This is a genomic window from Synechococcus sp. MEDNS5 (assembly GCF_014279875.1).
Classification (GTDB): domain Bacteria; phylum Cyanobacteriota; class Cyanobacteriia; order PCC-6307; family Cyanobiaceae; genus Synechococcus_C.
Genome location: NZ_CP047952.1, coordinates 88,691 through 104,380, shown reverse-complemented (window position 1 = coordinate 104,380; position 15,690 = coordinate 88,691). Strand labels below are relative to the sequence as shown.

Below are 15,690 nucleotides of genomic sequence, written 5' to 3'. Positions count from 1 at the left end.
GGTGGCCAGGGATTAGCTGGCTGCCAATCCGCTGAGATGCCCATGCAAGGCCTCGATGATGCGGGCATTGGCCGCTGGAAAGGGAAAGTTGCCGAGCTCCTCGGGCTTCACCCAGCGCACCTGCTGACTGGCCAGAGGCTGGGGTTCACCCGACAGCCAGCGGCAGAGATGCACGATGAAGCGCAACTTCTTGTGGCTGTAGGCGTGGTCCACGGTGATCAGTTCCTGATCCACGGCCACCGCAATCGCCAGCTCCTCCCGCAGCTCCCGGGAAATGGTGTCAGTGATGGCTTCGCCAGGCTCCTGCTTTCCTCCTGGAAACTCCCAGAGCCCACCGAGCAGGCCCTCGTTGAGGCGCTGATCAATCAGCACCTCGCCCGCCTGATTGAGCACCACGCCCACACCGATCACGGAGAACGGAAGGCTGCGGGGTGCATCGGTCACGGGAAAGGCCTCGGGGGTGCCGGAAGCGTAAGCAGCGCAGTGGTCACGCCAGGGGCACCTCCCGCAACTGGGATTGCGCGGCGTGCAAAGCGTGGCCCCCAGATCCATCAGGGCCTGATTGCAGTCGCGGGCTCGGCCTGGCGCGGCCGTGATCAAGGCCTCGCTCCAGAGCCAGAACTGCGCCTGAGCCCGCATCGGCGGCGTGGGATGGGCCTGAAGCCGTGCCAGCACACGCCGCACGTTGCCATCCAGAATCGCCAAAGGACTGTTGAAGGCCGACGACAGGATGCCTCCAGCCGTGCTGCGGCCAATCCCCGGCAAGGCCAACCAAGTCTCAAGATCGCTCGGCCAGCCACCGGGATCAGTGCTGCCTGCCCCCATCGCCACCAGCAATGCGGCGGCAGCCTTCAGGCGTCGGGCCCGGGAGTAATACCCAAGCCCCTGCCAGCTCAGGAGCACAGCCTGTTCCTCCGCTTCTGCCAGATCCTCGAGCCGGGGAAAGCGTTCCATCCAACGAGTCCAGTAAGGAAGCACCACCTGAAGCTGGGTCTGTTGCAGCATCACCTCGGCGATCCAGATGCCGTAGGGAGACAACACCTCGTGAGGCCGTGGCCAGGTTTGTTCCGCGGTGACCATCCAGGGTTTCTGCTCCGGATCCCGGCGGCCGTGGGCCTGCCACCAACAGAGCAGAGCGCGTCCGCGTGGATCCATCAGAACCAACCTGGAGCCGCCATCACCACGCCGAGGTAGGTCCCGATGGCATACCCCAAAAGCCCAAGCGCCACCCCGGGCACGGCGAGATCATCCCGTTTGAGGCTGGTGGCTAAAGCCAGGGCCGTGCTCGGACCACCGATCGCTGCTTGGGAAGCCACCAGCACCTCGGCCATCGGAACACGGCAGCGCGCCAGCACCAACACAACCACAGCGTGCATGCCCACCACGATGGCGGCGTAGACAAGAATCCAGAGGCCTTCGCTGAACACACCGGCCAGAGGGGTGCTCAACCCCACCACCACAAAGAACGGTTGGATCAAGAGCTGGCCGCAGTCTGGACAGGATCGGCGCGTCATCGGCCCTGGCAACTGCGCTGCCAACACAGCCACCGTGGTGAGTACAAGAATGAACGGCACCCCAACCCCGATCCGCGCCAGTCCCTGGCTGAGTCCATGACTCAGCCCAACAGCACTCAAGCCCCAGAGCAGCGCTATGAGCCAGTCCCGCTTTGAGGGTTGGGCCTCAGTGGATGGTGGCGAGAGAGCCAACGGCGGCGGCGTCTGCAGCGATGCCCTCAGGCGATCCCTGCGGCCAAACCCAATGCTCAACGCGAACCAGAGCGTGAACACAATCTGATCAGCGGCTGTCGCCAAAGCCAGCAAGGCATCCGGCGGAGACAAGATGCGCCCCACCGCCACAAGGTTGAGGCTTCCACCGGAAAACGTGGCGGTGTAGAGGCCCATGAGCTCGGAGCGCTGATCGCCGAGGGGTTGCGCCAGCGCGACGGCACCCACCAAAACTCCCACCACGGTGGCCAGCACGACAACGCCAAAGAGGAGCAACAGAGGCCGGGCCCGAAGCAACAAGATTCTCAGCCTGATCGCGAGCAGAAGCTCAGCGATGGCCAGCGAGGTCAGGGGGCCGCTGACCCAGCCTGAAATCCGCGGGTCCGGCTGCCAGCCGAGGCCATTGCGGACCGCCACACCGAGCAGGAGCACCAGCATGGTGACGCCCAGCTTTTGCCCCCAAACCCAACGGCGCGACAGCCACCAACCCAGGGCCGTAAGCCCGGCGATTCCCAAGAAAGACAAAAGCCTGGTTGGGCCATACACAACCTCACCATGATGAAACGCTGGCCTCGACCAACGCAGGAAGCGCAGTCGCGCATCGTGCCCCGATCACGTCTTCCCCGCTCGACCTGAGTCAGCAGGACGACTCAATCTGATGGGAACCGGCGTCCCGTTGGAACAAGCCGCTCAGATAATGCTGAACCACTGCACGATCCTTGCAACCCTGCTGAAACAGGAAGCCGGCAATGGCGGACTGCACCAGCCGGTACTGATCCCATTGGGGGTGCTCCTCGATGAACACCCCCATGGCGCGATGCAAATCCTCAGGCATCTGGTTTTCCACACTCACGTGGACTGGCATCGCATCGGGCGTCTCGTGCAACTCAAACCTTCGTCGTCAACGACACCATCACGCCACGACACCTGCAGTGATGTCAAAAAGCCGGACTCACTTCGACTTGCTTGCTCTCGAATCCGCAAAAAGCTGTCCAGCACTGGCTTCAGTTGCAACATCTGTGTCATGGAATACAGCGCAAAATTGTTTTTGCTCTTCCCGTCAAGGGGAAAGCTGCTTTTCCCCTGGCGCCAGACCGAGGCCTCCTCTGGCCGACGATCCGCACGAAGAGGCTTGTGGAAAAGCTGTGAAAAACGTTGTGTTTGGCGTGGAGTTGCCGTCTGTTCACCGCTACTGATCAATTCAGCACAACCAACGAGCAAGTCCCATCACCCACAGCTTGCCAACGCTCACTGCCTGCCAACGCGCACTGCCTGCCAACAGCCCCACACAACCACCGACGGCCCTATGAAAAACAGGTAGGTTCCGCGAAGCGAAACCACCTCACTGTGCAGCGAACCCTGGCGCTGACCCTCACGGCTGCGACGTTGCTCGTTGGATGTGGCAAGCCGAAAACTCAGGCTAAAAAGCTCCTCACGGTCAAAACGGCCAGCATCGCTGAGGCTAATTTCCAGCCGAGCATTGAAGCGATCAGTGTGCTGGAGTCCACCACCACGGTGTCGCTGAGGCCTGAAACCGATGGGCGTGTGGTGAAAGTGCTGGCCAGCGACGGTGAGCGAGTGAAGGCAGGGCAGCCGATCCTCGAGCTCGACAACGTGCAGCAGAGTGCTGCTCTCGATTCAGCCCAAGCCCAGGCACGCACCGACAAGCTCAACGCCGAGCGCTACGAATTCCTGTACCAAAACGGTGCCGCTTCAGCGAAGCAGCGCGACCAGTACGTCACCCAGGCGATCGCATCGCGCGACCAGGCCCGCTCCGATGCCGCCACCCTCGGCTACAAGTTCGTGCGTTCACCGATCGACGGCGTGGTGGGCGACCTGGACAGCGTGAAGCTGGGGGATTACGTGCAGACCGGCCAGGCGATCACCGGCATCGTGAACAACTCCACCCTCTGGACCCTGATGCAGATCCCCGCCACCCAATCAGGTGCCGTGAAGATCGGTCAAACGGTGAAAGTCGCGTCGCAGACCAACCCGCCGATCACAGGCGAAGGCAAGGTGAGCTTCATCTCCCCCTACTTCGGCGTCAGCGGCAGCAACAGCTCTCCCAACGCTTTGATGGTGAAGGCCACCTTCCCCAATCTCACCAACCAGCTGAAGACCGGTCAGTTTGTGAAGAGCCAGATCATTGTGGGGAACAAACAAGCCCTGGCCGTGCCGGTTCAGGCCGTGTTCATGCAGGCGCAGCAACCCTTCGTGTACGTCACGATTCCGGTGAGCAAGGCCCTGCCAAAAATCAAGGCCTCCGCCTCCGTTCCCGAGAAGCAGAAGAAAAAGCTCGAGAGCCTTCCCCCCAGCACCCCAATCGTGGTGCAACAAGCAGTTGAACTCGGTGAATTGCAGAACAATTTCTATCCCCTGAAGTCAGGCCTGAAAAAAGGTGACACCGTCGTGGTGAGCAAAACAGCCCTGCTCAGCAATGGCATTCCTGTGAAGACCACGAACTGACCGTCCCATGGCCTTCTCCGACAACTTCATCAAGCGGCCGGTTCTCACCACGGTCTGCAGCATTCTGATCGTGCTGATGGGAGTCATCGCGATCCCGACGCTGCCGATCGCCAATCTCCCTAACATCTCCCCACCCCTGATCCAGGTCACCGCCAACTACAGCGGCGCCAATTCCCTGGTCACCGAGCAGGCGGTGACCAATCCGCTCGAGCAGCAGATCAACGGTGCACCGGGTGCTTCTTACATCTACTCCACCAGCAACATGGAGGGGCAGAGCATCATCTCGGTCTACTTCGACGAGACCACGGATATCGACATCGACCAGGTGAACGTGCAGAACCGCGTGTCCCTGGCGATGCCCCAGCTTCCCAGCCAGGTGTCGAACACGGGCGTCTCGGTGCAGCAGTCAACCCCCTCCATTTTGCTCGCTTACCAGGTGTCATCGACGGATGGGCAGTTCGATGCGGCCTATCTCAACGGCCTGGTGTACCAACAGCTCTACTACCCCCTGGAACGGGTTCCCGGCGTTGCCACCGTGAACATCCTCGGGGGAACGACCCCCGCCTACTGGCTGTTCGTCGACCCGGACAAATTGGCAGCGAACAATCTCACCGCCAACCAGGTGGTGGATGCTGTGCAGGCGCAGAACACCACCTCCATTGGCGGCCTGGTGGGAGGACCGCCTGCAGCCGGTGATCAGGCCTACACCTACCCATTGTTGGTGCAGAACAACGGCAATCTGCTCAGCCTTGAAGACTTCGAGAATCTGATCATCAGCCGCACCGAAACGGGCAATCTTCTTCTGCTCAAAGATGTAGGCGAGGTGCAATACGGCTTCAACAACTACACAACAGCTGCGGTAGATGTGTCGAACCACGACACAGTCTCCGTGGCGGTGTTCCAGACCCCGGACAGCAATGCTCTGGATGTGGCGGATGCCGTGGTGAAACAGATCGATGCCTTTGCCGCCACCGCCCCTCCTGGGGTGACCGTTTCACAGGTGTACAACATCGGCCAATTCATTGAATCCTCCGTGGAGGGCGTTGTTGATGCCCTGGGCCTGGCGATCGTTCTGGTGCTGTTGATCCTGTTCATCTTTCTGCAAAACTGGCGAGCCACGGTGGTGCCCAGCCTGGCCATTCCCATTTCTCTGGTGGGCACCTTCGCTTTCATCAAGGTATTCGGTTTCTCCATCAATCAACTCACCCTGCTTGGCCTGGTGCTGGCCACAGGCTTGGTGGTGGACGACGCCATCGTGGTGATTGAAGCGGTGTCGAAGAACATCGAATCGGGCATGAAGCCCAGGCAGGCAGCGCTGGCCTGCATGGGAGAGCTGTTTGGCGCCCTTGTGGCCACAGCCTTAGCGCTGATGGCGGTGTTTGTGCCTGTGGCGTTCTATCCGGGAAGCATCGGCATCATCTACAAGCAGTTCGCGCTCACCATCGCCTTTTCGATTGCCATCTCCGCGTTCAACGCGCTCACGTTCTCGCCCATGTTGTCGGGCCTGATCCTCAAACCGGGTGAGACCGCTCCACCGAAAGGCTGGATCTGGCCAGTGGCCGGCGTGATTGTGGGTCTGGCCTTCGGACGTTTCAGCTCAGCAGCCTTCGGCAGCTGGACCTACGTGCTCGGCGTGGTGGTGGGCGGAGTGGCAGGGGCGAATCTCCCCTTGATCTTCCGGGTGTTCAACACCAACTTCGCCCGGCTTCAAAACGGCTACGCCCGACTGATTCGCACGCTGATCAAGGCCCGGCGCTGGGTGATGGTGACCCTGGCCGGCGGCATTGTGCTCACGGTTTTGGCCTTCACAGCCCTCCCTACAGCGTTCATTCCCGATGAAGACCAGGGCTATCTGGCGGGCTTCTACCAGCTGCAGAACGGTGCATCGCTCAGCCAGACCGAAACAATGGCCGAGCAGATTGCGGCAATCCTCAAAGAAGAGAAGGATGTGCTCAATGCCAACGTGATCAGTGGTTACGGCTTCAATGGATCCAGCCCCGACCAGGGCACGATCCTGATCGGTCTGAAACCACTAAGTGAGCGGCCGGGCGCGGCGAACAATTCCTTCGCCATCGCTGATCGGCTCAATGCCAAGCTCTCGGCCTTAAGCAGCGGCTTGGCGGTTGTGGGTCAGCCGCCGGCGGTTCCAGGGTTCTCAGCCCAGGGTGGTTTCTACTTCCAGTTCAACGATCTCACCGGCAATTACAGCTTCAACGAGCTCGATCAGCAGGCGCAGACGCTGATCAAGGCCGGCAAAGCCAGTGGCAATTTCTCCAACATCTACACCCAGTTCATCCCCAGTGCCCCTGCCTTCGGACTGACAGTGGATCGGGCGGTGATGGGAGCTCTGAATGTGGATTACGAGGAGGCGATGAGCACCATCGCCGTGCTGGCCGGTGGCTCCTACACGGGCCTCACCTATGAAGACGGCCAGGTGCGCAATGTGTACGTGCAGGCCGAGGCCGAACAACGCGACGACATTGAAAACATCCTCAGCTACTACGTGAAAAACCGCGATGGCGAGATGATCCAGGTGTCGCAGTTCGCTTCATCGGAACTGTCGAGCGCGCCGCCGATCATCAGCCACTACAACCTTTACCGAACGGTGCTGATCCAGGGCGCCCAGGCGGTGGGCAAGAGCTCCGGGCAGGCCCTTAGTTCAATTCAGGCGCTGTTCAAGAAGGAGAACTTCAACAACATCGGCTACGCCTTCACCGGTCTTGCCGCCCTGCAACTCTCCGCCGGCAGCGCCAGCGTGCTCGTGTTCGGATTCGGCATCCTGATCGTGTATCTGGTGCTGTCGGCCCAGTACGAGAGCTATGTCACCCCGGTGATCATCCTGATGACCGTGCCCCTAGCGATGCTTGGAGCCTTGGCGTTCCTGGCCATCCGCTCCATCGACCTCAACATCTACGCCCAGGTGGGCCTGGTGACCCTGATCGGTCTGGCGGCGAAAAATGGAATCTTGATTGTTGAAGTGGCGGAACAGCACCTCCAAAACGGCATGAGTGCCACCGATGCGGTGATCGCCTCTGCTGAATCCAGACTGCGGCCGATTCTGATGACGGCGATCGCGGCCCTTGCGGGCTTCCTGCCGCTGGTGGTCGCCAACGGCGCCGGTGCCCAAAGCCAGCAATCCCTGGGCACGGTGATCTTCGGCGGACTGGTGGTCGCCACCGTGCTCTCCCTCGGCGTGGTGCCGCCCTTCTATGTGGTGATCAAGGGCCTGGAAGAACGCCTCTTCGGCAGGAAGCCAACGGGTGGTGACGATGATGGATCCCTTGCCAGTGCCACCTGACTCGACCCACTGGACCTGGGAGCAGCCTGATGGGTGCGGCCTCGATGTGGCCTGGCGCCAGCAGGGCCAGGGCCAAGACAACAGCGAGTCACCGGCTGTGGTGCTGGTGCATGGCTTCGGTGCCAGCAGCGGCCACTGGCGCCACACCATGCCGTCGCTGGCAGAGCGAACCCCCACCTTCGCCCTTGATCTGATCGGCTTCGGCGGCAGCAGCCAGCCAAGGGCCGTGCTTCCCAGTGATCCCGATGCCCAGCGCCAGGCACCGAGTGATGAAGCGCTTGAGTATGGCTTTGATCTCTGGGCTGAGCAGGTGGAAGCCTTCTGCCAGCAGATCGTGCAGCGCCCTGTGCTGCTGGTGGGCAATTCCATCGGCGGTGTGGTGGTGCTGCGCGCAGCCCAACGGCTGGGGGCGCACTGCAAGGGCGTTGTGCTGATCGACTGTGCCCAGCGGCTGATGGATGACAAACAGCTGGCCAGCCAACCTGCCTGGATGGCCTGGATCCGGCCATTGCTGAAAACCCTGGTGAGCCAGCGCTGGCTGAGCACAGCACTGTTCCGCAACGCCGCCAGGCCGCGGGTGATCCGCAGCGTGCTCGGCCAGGCCTACCCGAGTGGGGCGAATGTTGATGACCAGCTGGTTGACCTGCTGTACCAGCCAACACAGCGACCCGGTGCCGCCGAGGCATTCCGCGGATTCATCAACCTCTTCGATGACCATCTGGCTCCCGAGTTGCTGGCGAACCTGGAGCAACCGGTGCACCTGATCTGGGGTGAACGGGATCCCTGGGAACCGGTGGCAGAAGCCCGCGATTGGGCTGAACGCTTTGCCTGCATCCAATCGCTCACGGTGTTGCCACGGGTGGGACACTGTCCCCACGACGAGGCACCGGAGGCGGTGAACGCCCGGTTGCTGGAGATTCTCAAAGCGCAGGGAGCATGACCGCCAACACCACGCAGGCCCGCCTGGATCAACTGGCCACTCACTGGAACGAAGCGGAGATCCCCCGGCTCTCCCTCGACCGCTGGCTCGCGCAATTTGAAGCCGACGACCACAGCATCGCCCTGCGGCTGCTGGAGTGCATCGAGATGCACAGCTGGGCCAGGCTGCTGCGGGAATGCCGGCTGCTGCACCAACGGCTCTGCCAAGACCTGGCTGGCGATGGCTTTGATGTGGCCGGCTTCCGCGACATCGACTTCACACGCGCCTTCGTGTGCAAGAGCGGTGATCTGATTGCCTATGCCTACCGCAAGGCCAACCGCTTACCGGTGACCTGTTTCCGCAGCATGGAGACCCTGCTGGCCCATCCACCTGCAGACCAGGACCGTCGGGCCCTGGTGGTGCTGGATGACTACATCGGCACCGGATCGCAGTTCCTGTTTCATTTCCTGGCCCGGCAACCGTCCCATCTCAAGCTGCTGCAGCGCTACGCCAAGGTGCGGCTGGCGGCAATCGTGGTGCACGACGATGCTCGGCACAAATGGAAGTTATTGCAACACCGCTGCTTTCGCGATGTGATGGCGATCGAAGAGCAAGAGCTGGCCTGTATCGATTTCTCTGCTGAGCGGGAGAGCCTGGTCACAGCGCTGAGCCAGTTGGACTGGAGCGATTGCGGATTGCTGGCAGCCCAAAAAGACTTTCCCGTTACCGCGCATCCGGATCTCAGCAAAGACGAGCGGGTGGCATTGCAGCACTTCCTCAGGAAGCAACAACAGAAAGAAGGATCAGGCACCACAGAGTTCCTGTTAGGCCACCACTCGTTTTTTTATGGCGCACCCAATGCCTTGGCGCGGGTGCTGCTCCCCCTGTTCAAACGGGTGGAGGATTTCACCGCCTACGACAGCAGCACCCTGGTTGGTTTGCCCGCAGCAATCATCGATTACAACATCGACAATCCGCAGGCTGTCTCTTATCTCAGCTGATCAAGCGATCAGCAGGCGACATACGCCTCCACCTGATCACTGAGGCGACGCAGGCCGGCAAGACCGTCCCGCTCCAGGTTGCGAACCCGGTCCCGGCTGATACCGATCACGCGGCCGATGCCGGTGAGGCTCATCGGCTCCTCGCCGTCCATCCCGTAACGCATCCGCAGCACACGCTCCTGCAATTCCGGCAGCTGGCCCAGCAGATCACGCAGATCGCCCTTCAGGCACTCCCCTTCCACCTGCTCACTCGGCAGCTCGCCATCACCTGCCAGTAAATCCAGCAGCTCCGTGTCATCACCATCCCCAACCTTCATCTCCAGGCTCACCGGTTGACGGGCGCGGCACATCAGTTCCTTCACCTCATCCTCCGGCAGCTCCACAAATGCCGCCAGCTCCGTGACTGATGGCGTCCGGCCCAGGTCCTGGCTCAGTTCGCGCTGCCCCTTCTTCAGTTTGTTCAGCATCTCGGTGATGTGGATCGGCAGCCGGATCGTGCGGCTCTTCTCCGCAATCGCCCGTGTGATTCCCTGGCGAATCCACCAGTACGCATACGTACTGAACTTGTAGCCCCGCGTTGGGTCGAACTTCTCCACACCACGCACCAAACCGATCGTTCCCTCCTGGATCAGATCCAGCAGCTCCATGTTCCGCTTGGTGTATTTCTTGGCCACGCTCACCACCAAACGCAGATTCGCCGCCACCATCCGCTCTTTGGCGCGGCGGCCCGCCTGCAACTTGCGCTTCAGTTGCACAGCACTCAATCCAGCTGCCTTCGCCAGCTCGGCTGCAGGCACGGCTTCTCCACCACGCTTCTCCTGCAGCTCCGCTTCTGTCGCCTCCAGCTCCATCAGCTCCTGCACCTGACGGCCCAGGGTGATCTCCTGCTGATGGCTCAGCAACGGCACACGGCCGATGTCGCGCAGATAGGAACGCACCAGGTCGACATCCGTACCGGAGGGACGGGAGGCCATGGACTTAGCTGGAGCACTCTTGGTGGGCTGGCTGCTGCCAGTCGCCGACTTGACGGAGAGTGTGGGAATGGTGACTGAAGCTGCGGCGAGGGTGGGAGCCATATCGCTTCTTTGAGTTGTGTGAAGCGTACTCCTAAGAAACGTAAACGAGCTCTCAGAAAAGAGCTGCGGCCAATAAATGAGCAGAAATACCTGTGGACTGAAGCAGCTGGGGCATGTGGACGAGCAGCCACTGCGCTGTTTTCAGATAGATCAGAGTTCCTACCACATCCGTGCAGGTGGTGATGAAGGGCGTGGACATCAACGCCGGATCCAGCCCCATGCGATCGAAAAGCAACGGGAAGCCTGCCCCAGCCGTGGCCGCCAGGGTGGTAATCGCCAGCAGGCTGGTGCCCACAGACAAACCCACCAGCGGACTCTCCCCCCGCCACCAGGCAAAGGGCACCACCAGGATCATCATCAGCAACCCCAGCAGCAATCCCGCCGTGGCCTCCCGCACCACAGCCTTGATGCGCCCGAGGGAGGCAATGCTCTGGGTGCTCAGACCGCGGATCACCACCGTGGAGCTCTGGGCGCCCACATTGCCGCCGGTGCCCGCCAACAGAGGAATGAACGCCGCCAGCAACACCACCTCCTTGAGCACCTGCTCATTGAGGGCAATCACTTCCGATGTGAAGAAGCTGGCCACCACCAGCACCGACAACCACACCACCCGGCGGCGAGCCACGGTGAACAGATTGCTCTGGAAATAATCGTCCTCATCTCCGGCTTCCACAGCGCCGGCGGCATAGAGGTCGCGGGTGGCCTCCTGCTCGATCACATCGATCACGTCATCCACGGTGACGATCCCCACCAGGCGTCGCTCGCGATCCACCACCGGCACCGCCAGAAAGTCGTAGCGCTGAATCGCTCTGGCCACGTCTTCCTGATCCGTATCGGTACCCACGCTCACCACCTCCCTGGTCATCACGTCACCGATCCGGTCTTCAGGGTCGGCGGTGACCAGATCACGCAGCGACAGGATGCCCGTGAGGTGACGTTCTCCATCGGTCACGTAAAGGCTGTAGATCGTTTCGGTTTGACGGGCTCTGCGGCGCACGATCGTGAGCGCCTGCGCCGCACTGTGAAAGTCCTTGAGATCGATGTATTCCGTCGTCATCAGACGGCCGGCGGTCTCCGGGGCGTAACCCAGCAGCTGGGCGGTGACTTTGCGCTCCGCCGGGCTGAGCTCCGCCAGCAGACGCCGCACCACCTTGGCGGGAAGTTCATCGAACAGGCGGACGCGATCGTCCGGAGACATCTCCTCGACCAGCTCCAACACCTCACCGGAGCGCAGCCGTTCCAACAGGCTCTGCTGCACAGCTGGATCGAGGTACTCGTACACCTCGATCGCTTCATCTTTACTGAGCAGCCGGAAGGCCAGGGCCTGGAGGGTGCGCGGCAAGCTGCCGATCGCTTCGGCCACATCCACGGGCTGTACGGGCGCCAGCAGCATCTTGACGCCGTCGTAATTACCCACGCTGAGCATGGATTCAAGCTGGCGGGTCACCACCTCCGCTAGCACCGGTGCTTGATCCATGCCCCGTGCTCAGCGATCCCAAGTGTATGTCGGTTGCAGAGGGTTATCGTCTGCGCCGAATGCTTCGTTCCGCCATGGCTCCCAGCGTCAGCAACGTGTCCGTCCGTACCCCCGACGGCAGTGAAAAATCCCTCGGCAGCTATGCAGGCCAAGTGCTGCTGATCGTGAATGTGGCCAGCCGCTGCGGATTCACCAAGCAATACGCCGGTCTTCAGACCCTGCAGGACACCTTCGGGCCCCGCGGCCTGCAGGTGCTGGGCTTCCCCTGCAACGACTTCGGCGCCCAGGAGCCCGGCACCCTCGACGAGATCAAGAGTTTCTGTTCCACCACCTACGGCGCCAGCTTCGAGCTGTTCGACAAGGTGCACGCCACCGGCAGCACCACCGAGCCTTACTCCACCCTCAACAAGACCGAGCCGGCCGGTGATGTGGCCTGGAATTTCGAAAAGTTCCTGGTGGGCAAGGACGGCACGGTACTGGCACGCTTCAAGAGCGGCGTGGCCCCCGAGGACGCTGAACTCAGCGCTGCGATTGAGGCGGCGCTGCAGGCCTGAGCCAACGGGCGCTCAAGCCGCGGCCTAGTACGAGCCCCAGGGCTGCGCCACCCAGGCCCAGCCCGAGGGTTGCGCCGATCAGACCGATCGCGGCGGAGGGCTGCCCCGCTGCGATCAGACTGACGCAATCCACCATCCAGCTGCTGAAGGTGGTGAGCGATCCGCAGAAGCCGATCCCGATCAGCAGCTGCAGCCGCGGCCGGTAGGGAAGCCCAAGCAGTAACCCCAGCACAAGCGATCCGAGCACATTCGCCAGCAGATTGCGATCCGGTGCCAGCACCGACAACTGCCAGCGCAACAGAGCACCGGGAACGGCGCCAAGGGCCACCAGCAGCAATTCCTGAATCTCCTGCCGTGCCGCGGGCTGGACTTGTTCAGCCATCCGCCAACCCCAGGGTGTAGCCCCCTGCAGCCACCATCAAACCGGCGAGCACCGACCCGGCCGTGAGCAACAGCGCTTCACCCCACTGGCGATCGCGCAGGGTGACCAGTACCTCCACAGCGAAGGTGGAGAAGGTGCTGAGGCTGCCGAAGAAACCAACACCGATCAGCAGAATCAACGACGAGGTCGCGCCGGGAGGATTGCAGCGGCCGGACGTCTGCAAACCAAGCACCAACCCCAGCGCAAAAGCCGCCACCAAATTCACCACGAAGGTCCCCCAGTGTTTACGCGGCACCATCGGCTCGAAGTGATTCACCACCCGCAGGCGCAACCAGGCCCCGGGAACGGCACCCAGGCCTACCAGAAGCGCCTTTAAGGGAACAATGTCAGCCATGAATCCAACCGCGTTGCCGGTCACTCCCCACGGGGAAGGCCGGATGGGATGCCACCTGCACCTGAATCCAATCGCGACCATCGGCGCTTCGCCAGTGACGCAACAGCTGCAATGGGGTGCCAATCTCCAGGCGACGCAGGGCTGGAGCTGCCAGGCCCGGCCCGGCTTGCAGCAGACAGTCACTGCCACTGAGCAGGGGACCTTCGCCATCCTGACGGCGGATCTGGGGCAGACGCCGTTCAGCTCCACCGGCCGGCAAGGCCGCAGGACCGAGCAGGGCCACACCCAACAGCCAGCCCCAGCGGAGCACGGAGGAAGCGGAGCGCGGCATCAGATGTCGAGGGCCGCCATATCGAGCTCGGCGCTGTGGGTTTCGATGAATTCGCGGCGCGGGGCCACCTTGTCGCCCATCAGGATCGTGAAGATCCGGTCGGCCTCCAGGGCATCCTCAATCTCCACCCGTTTCATGGTGCGGGTGGTGGGATCCATCGTGGTTTCCCAGAGCTGCTTGGGCATCATTTCACCAAGGCCCTTAAAACGCTGGATGTTGTAGTTGGCTTTCTCGCCAAATCCTTCCAGAGTTTTCTGAAGCTCTGATTCGTTGTAGCAATAGGTGTGGTTCTTGCCGCGCTCCACTTTGTAGAGGGGCGGGCAGGCGATGTAGATGTAACCACCTTCCACCAATTCTTTCTGGTAGCGGTAGAAGAAAGTGAGCAGCAGGGTGCGGATATGGGCACCATCCACATCGGCGTCGGTCATGATCACGACGCGGTGATAACGAAGGTTTTTAACATCGAAATCTTCGCCTTTAATCCCAAGCCCAAGCGCCGTGATCAGGGCCTGAATCTCCGTGTTCTTGTAGATCTTGGCGTCGTCGGTTTTCTCGATATTGAGAATCTTTCCGCGTAGGGGCAGGATCGCCTGGAAGCGTCGATCACGACCCTGCTTTGCCGAGCCACCAGCAGAATCTCCCTCCACGATATAGATCTCGGATTCGCTGGGATCCCGGGAGCTGCAATCAGCGAGCTTGCCAGGCAGGGTTGAACTCTCCAGCACGCTCTTGCGCCGCACCAGCTCGCGAGCGCGGCGGGCTGCTTCGGCCGCATTGAAGGCCTGGATCGCTTTCTCCAGAATCATGTCGATCACACCCGGGTTGAACTCCAGGTACTGACCCAGCGACTCACCCACCAGGCTGTCGACAATGCCGCGCACTTCGGTATTGCCGAGCTTGGTTTTGGTTTGACCCTCAAACTCCGGCTCGGGCACTTTCACCGACAGCACGGCCGTGAGACCCTCGCGGATGTTTTCACCAGCGAGGTTGGAATCCGATTCCTTGCGCTTGCCGCGCTTTTTGGCAAACGTGTTGAGCGTGCGGGTGAGCACGGTTTTCAACCCCTCGATGTGCGTGCCCCCATCCACGGTGCGGATGTTGTTGGCAAATCCCAGGATGCTGTCGGAGTAGGCATCCACACACCACTGCAACGCCGCTTCAACAGACACCCCGTCTTTCTCGGCATTCACATAGATGATCTCGGGGTGAAGGGGATCCTTCTCCGCATTCATGTAGGCGACGTATTCCTTGATGCCGCCCTCGTAAAAGTAGATCTCCTCGTGGGGCTTGCCTTCGGCATCGCGGGCGCTTTCGCGCTCATCGCGGAAAACGATGCGCACACCGCCATTGAGATAGGCCAGCTCGCGCAAGCGCGCCGAGAGGGTGGCGTAATCGAAGACGATGCCGACGGTGAAAATCTCGACGTCGGGCTTGAAACACACGCTGGTGCCGGTGAGTCCTTCCTCTTCAGCAGGCTGGGGCTCAGACACCAGGCTGCCGATCGGAGCTCCGCGCTCAAAGCGCTGACGGTGCACCTGGCCCTGACGGCGCACGGTGACTTCCACCCATTCGCTGAGGGCGTTGACCACCGACACGCCCACCCCGTGCAGGCCGCCGGACACCTTGTAACCACCGGCGCCGAATTTGCCACCGGCATGCAGCACGGTGAGCACGGTTTCCAGGGCACTCTTACCGGTGCGGGGGTGGACGTCGGTGGGGATCCCGCGCCCGTTGTCGGTGACGGAGGCGGAGCCGTCCTCCCCGAGCACCACCTGGATCTCCGTGCAATGCCCCGCGAGGGCCTCGTCCACAGAGTTATCCACCACCTCGTACACCAGGTGGTGGAGTCCACGCGGCCCTGTGGAGCCGATGTACATGCCCGGGCGCTTGCGGACGGGCTCAAGGCCCTCGAGCACCTGAATCTGTTCGGCACCGTAGGCCGCTTGAACTTTCGCGGCTTCGCTCATGCGATTTAGGTCGGCCAGGCTTCCTGTCAGGCTGAATCTACCACCGGCGTGCCAGAGGCGCTCACAGAGGCCTCTGAGGCGTCATTTTTCCTGGGGGTGCA

Annotated in this window: 14 protein-coding genes; 5 read left to right on the top strand and 9 right to left on the bottom strand. The window is 61.6% G+C overall.

The window, feature by feature from the left end:
• Window positions 1–12 precede the first annotated feature (12 nt).
• The 3 genes from mutT to SynMEDNS5_RS00500 form a co-directional block, all read right to left on the bottom strand.
• Window positions 13–1,155: an 8-oxo-dGTP diphosphatase MutT gene (gene mutT / locus SynMEDNS5_RS00510; protein ID WP_186583831.1), complete on the bottom strand. Its 1,143-nt coding sequence runs from the start codon at window positions 1,153–1,155 to the stop codon at window positions 13–15.
• Window positions 1,155–2,249, bottom strand: coding sequence for a DUF819 family protein (locus SynMEDNS5_RS00505; protein ID WP_370593550.1), 1,095 nt, complete (start codon window positions 2,247–2,249; stop codon window positions 1,155–1,157). Before SynMEDNS5_RS00505 ends, mutT begins: the two co-directional genes overlap by 1 nt.
• Window positions 2,250–2,361: 112 nt before the next feature.
• On the bottom strand, window positions 2,362–2,589 hold the full coding sequence (locus SynMEDNS5_RS00500) for a DUF2811 domain-containing protein (protein ID WP_186583830.1): 228 nt from the start codon (window positions 2,587–2,589) through the stop codon (window positions 2,362–2,364).
• A 482-nt stretch (window positions 2,590–3,071) separates the two neighbouring features.
• Between SynMEDNS5_RS00500 and SynMEDNS5_RS00495 the strand changes: the two genes are divergently transcribed.
• From SynMEDNS5_RS00495 to SynMEDNS5_RS00480, 4 genes are read left to right on the top strand one after another with little or no spacing between them, the layout of a single operon-like run.
• The gene (locus SynMEDNS5_RS00495; RefSeq protein WP_186583829.1) at window positions 3,072–4,190 is read left to right on the top strand and encodes an efflux RND transporter periplasmic adaptor subunit; all 1,119 of its coding nucleotides are present in this window, start codon (window positions 3,072–3,074) and stop codon (window positions 4,188–4,190) included.
• A 7-nt stretch (window positions 4,191–4,197) separates the two neighbouring features.
• Window positions 4,198–7,488, top strand: coding sequence for an efflux RND transporter permease subunit (locus SynMEDNS5_RS00490; RefSeq protein WP_186583828.1), 3,291 nt, complete (start codon window positions 4,198–4,200; stop codon window positions 7,486–7,488).
• Window positions 7,463–8,428, top strand: coding sequence for an alpha/beta fold hydrolase (locus SynMEDNS5_RS00485; RefSeq protein WP_186583827.1), 966 nt, complete (start codon window positions 7,463–7,465; stop codon window positions 8,426–8,428). The genes SynMEDNS5_RS00490 and SynMEDNS5_RS00485 overlap by 26 nt, the downstream gene beginning before the upstream one ends.
• A complete protein-coding gene (locus SynMEDNS5_RS00480) occupies window positions 8,425–9,408 on the top strand; it encodes a hypothetical protein (protein WP_186583826.1) in 984 nt (327 codons plus the stop codon). Before SynMEDNS5_RS00485 ends, SynMEDNS5_RS00480 begins: the two co-directional genes overlap by 4 nt.
• An 8-nt stretch (window positions 9,409–9,416) precedes the next feature.
• Here the strand turns inward: SynMEDNS5_RS00480 and SynMEDNS5_RS00475 are convergent, their stop codons facing one another.
• Both SynMEDNS5_RS00475 and mgtE read right to left on the bottom strand, forming a co-directional pair.
• The gene (locus SynMEDNS5_RS00475; RefSeq protein WP_186585757.1) at window positions 9,417–10,382 is read right to left on the bottom strand and encodes an RpoD/SigA family RNA polymerase sigma factor; all 966 of its coding nucleotides are present in this window, start codon (window positions 10,380–10,382) and stop codon (window positions 9,417–9,419) included.
• Between the two features lie 154 nt (window positions 10,383–10,536).
• A complete protein-coding gene (mgtE, locus tag SynMEDNS5_RS00470; RefSeq protein WP_186583825.1) occupies window positions 10,537–11,961 on the bottom strand; it encodes a magnesium transporter in 1,425 nt (474 codons plus the stop codon).
• A 74-nt stretch (window positions 11,962–12,035) separates the two neighbouring features.
• On the opposite strand from mgtE, the gene SynMEDNS5_RS00465 reads away from it, so the two are divergent.
• A complete protein-coding gene (locus tag SynMEDNS5_RS00465) occupies window positions 12,036–12,515 on the top strand; it encodes a glutathione peroxidase (protein ID WP_186583824.1) in 480 nt (159 codons plus the stop codon).
• Here SynMEDNS5_RS00465 and SynMEDNS5_RS00460 read toward each other — a convergent pair.
• From SynMEDNS5_RS00460 to gyrB, 4 genes are read right to left on the bottom strand one after another with little or no spacing between them, the layout of a single operon-like run.
• A complete protein-coding gene (locus SynMEDNS5_RS00460) occupies window positions 12,481–12,897 on the bottom strand; it encodes a CrcB family protein (protein ID WP_186583823.1) in 417 nt (138 codons plus the stop codon). The two genes, SynMEDNS5_RS00465 and SynMEDNS5_RS00460, sit on opposite strands and share 35 nt — an antisense overlap.
• Window positions 12,890–13,291: a CrcB family protein gene (locus tag SynMEDNS5_RS00455; RefSeq protein ID WP_186583822.1), complete on the bottom strand. Its 402-nt coding sequence runs from the start codon at window positions 13,289–13,291 to the stop codon at window positions 12,890–12,892. The genes SynMEDNS5_RS00460 and SynMEDNS5_RS00455 overlap by 8 nt, the downstream gene beginning before the upstream one ends.
• The gene (locus SynMEDNS5_RS00450; protein ID WP_186583821.1) at window positions 13,284–13,622 is read right to left on the bottom strand and encodes an SH3 domain-containing protein; all 339 of its coding nucleotides are present in this window, start codon (window positions 13,620–13,622) and stop codon (window positions 13,284–13,286) included. The genes SynMEDNS5_RS00455 and SynMEDNS5_RS00450 overlap by 8 nt, the downstream gene beginning before the upstream one ends.
• Window positions 13,622–15,589, bottom strand: coding sequence for a DNA topoisomerase (ATP-hydrolyzing) subunit B (gene gyrB / locus SynMEDNS5_RS00445; RefSeq protein ID WP_186583820.1), 1,968 nt, complete (start codon window positions 15,587–15,589; stop codon window positions 13,622–13,624). Before gyrB ends, SynMEDNS5_RS00450 begins: the two co-directional genes overlap by 1 nt.
• Window positions 15,590–15,690: the final 101 nt, after the last annotated feature.

What these genes read in the sequence shown, in the direction of transcription:
- SynMEDNS5_RS00485 (WP_186583827.1), top strand. Translation starts at nt 7,463, where the DNA reads ATGGATCCCTTGCCAGTGCCACCTGACTCGACCCACTGGACCTGGGAG.
- SynMEDNS5_RS00480 (WP_186583826.1), top strand. Translation starts at nt 8,425, where the DNA reads ATGACCGCCAACACCACGCAGGCCCGCCTGGATCAACTGGCCACTCAC.
- SynMEDNS5_RS00465 (WP_186583824.1), top strand. Translation starts at nt 12,036, where the DNA reads ATGGCTCCCAGCGTCAGCAACGTGTCCGTCCGTACCCCCGACGGCAGT.
- mutT (WP_186583831.1), bottom strand. Translation starts at nt 1,155, where the DNA reads ATGGATCCACGCGGACGCGCTCTGCTCTGTTGGTGGCAGGCCCACGGC.
- gyrB (WP_186583820.1), bottom strand. Translation starts at nt 15,589, where the DNA reads ATGAGCGAAGCCGCGAAAGTTCAAGCGGCCTACGGTGCCGAACAGATT.
- SynMEDNS5_RS00460 (WP_186583823.1), bottom strand. Translation starts at nt 12,897, where the DNA reads ATGGCTGAACAAGTCCAGCCCGCGGCACGGCAGGAGATTCAGGAATTG.
- SynMEDNS5_RS00500 (WP_186583830.1), bottom strand. Translation starts at nt 2,589, where the DNA reads ATGCCAGTCCACGTGAGTGTGGAAAACCAGATGCCTGAGGATTTGCAT.
- SynMEDNS5_RS00455 (WP_186583822.1), bottom strand. Translation starts at nt 13,291, where the DNA reads ATGGCTGACATTGTTCCCTTAAAGGCGCTTCTGGTAGGCCTGGGTGCC.
- SynMEDNS5_RS00450 (WP_186583821.1), bottom strand. Translation starts at nt 13,622, where the DNA reads ATGCCGCGCTCCGCTTCCTCCGTGCTCCGCTGGGGCTGGCTGTTGGGT.
- mgtE (WP_186583825.1), bottom strand. Translation starts at nt 11,961, where the DNA reads ATGGATCAAGCACCGGTGCTAGCGGAGGTGGTGACCCGCCAGCTTGAA.
- SynMEDNS5_RS00475 (WP_186585757.1), bottom strand. Translation starts at nt 10,382, where the DNA reads ATGGCCTCCCGTCCCTCCGGTACGGATGTCGACCTGGTGCGTTCCTAT.
- SynMEDNS5_RS00490 (WP_186583828.1), top strand. Translation starts at nt 4,198, where the DNA reads ATGGCCTTCTCCGACAACTTCATCAAGCGGCCGGTTCTCACCACGGTC.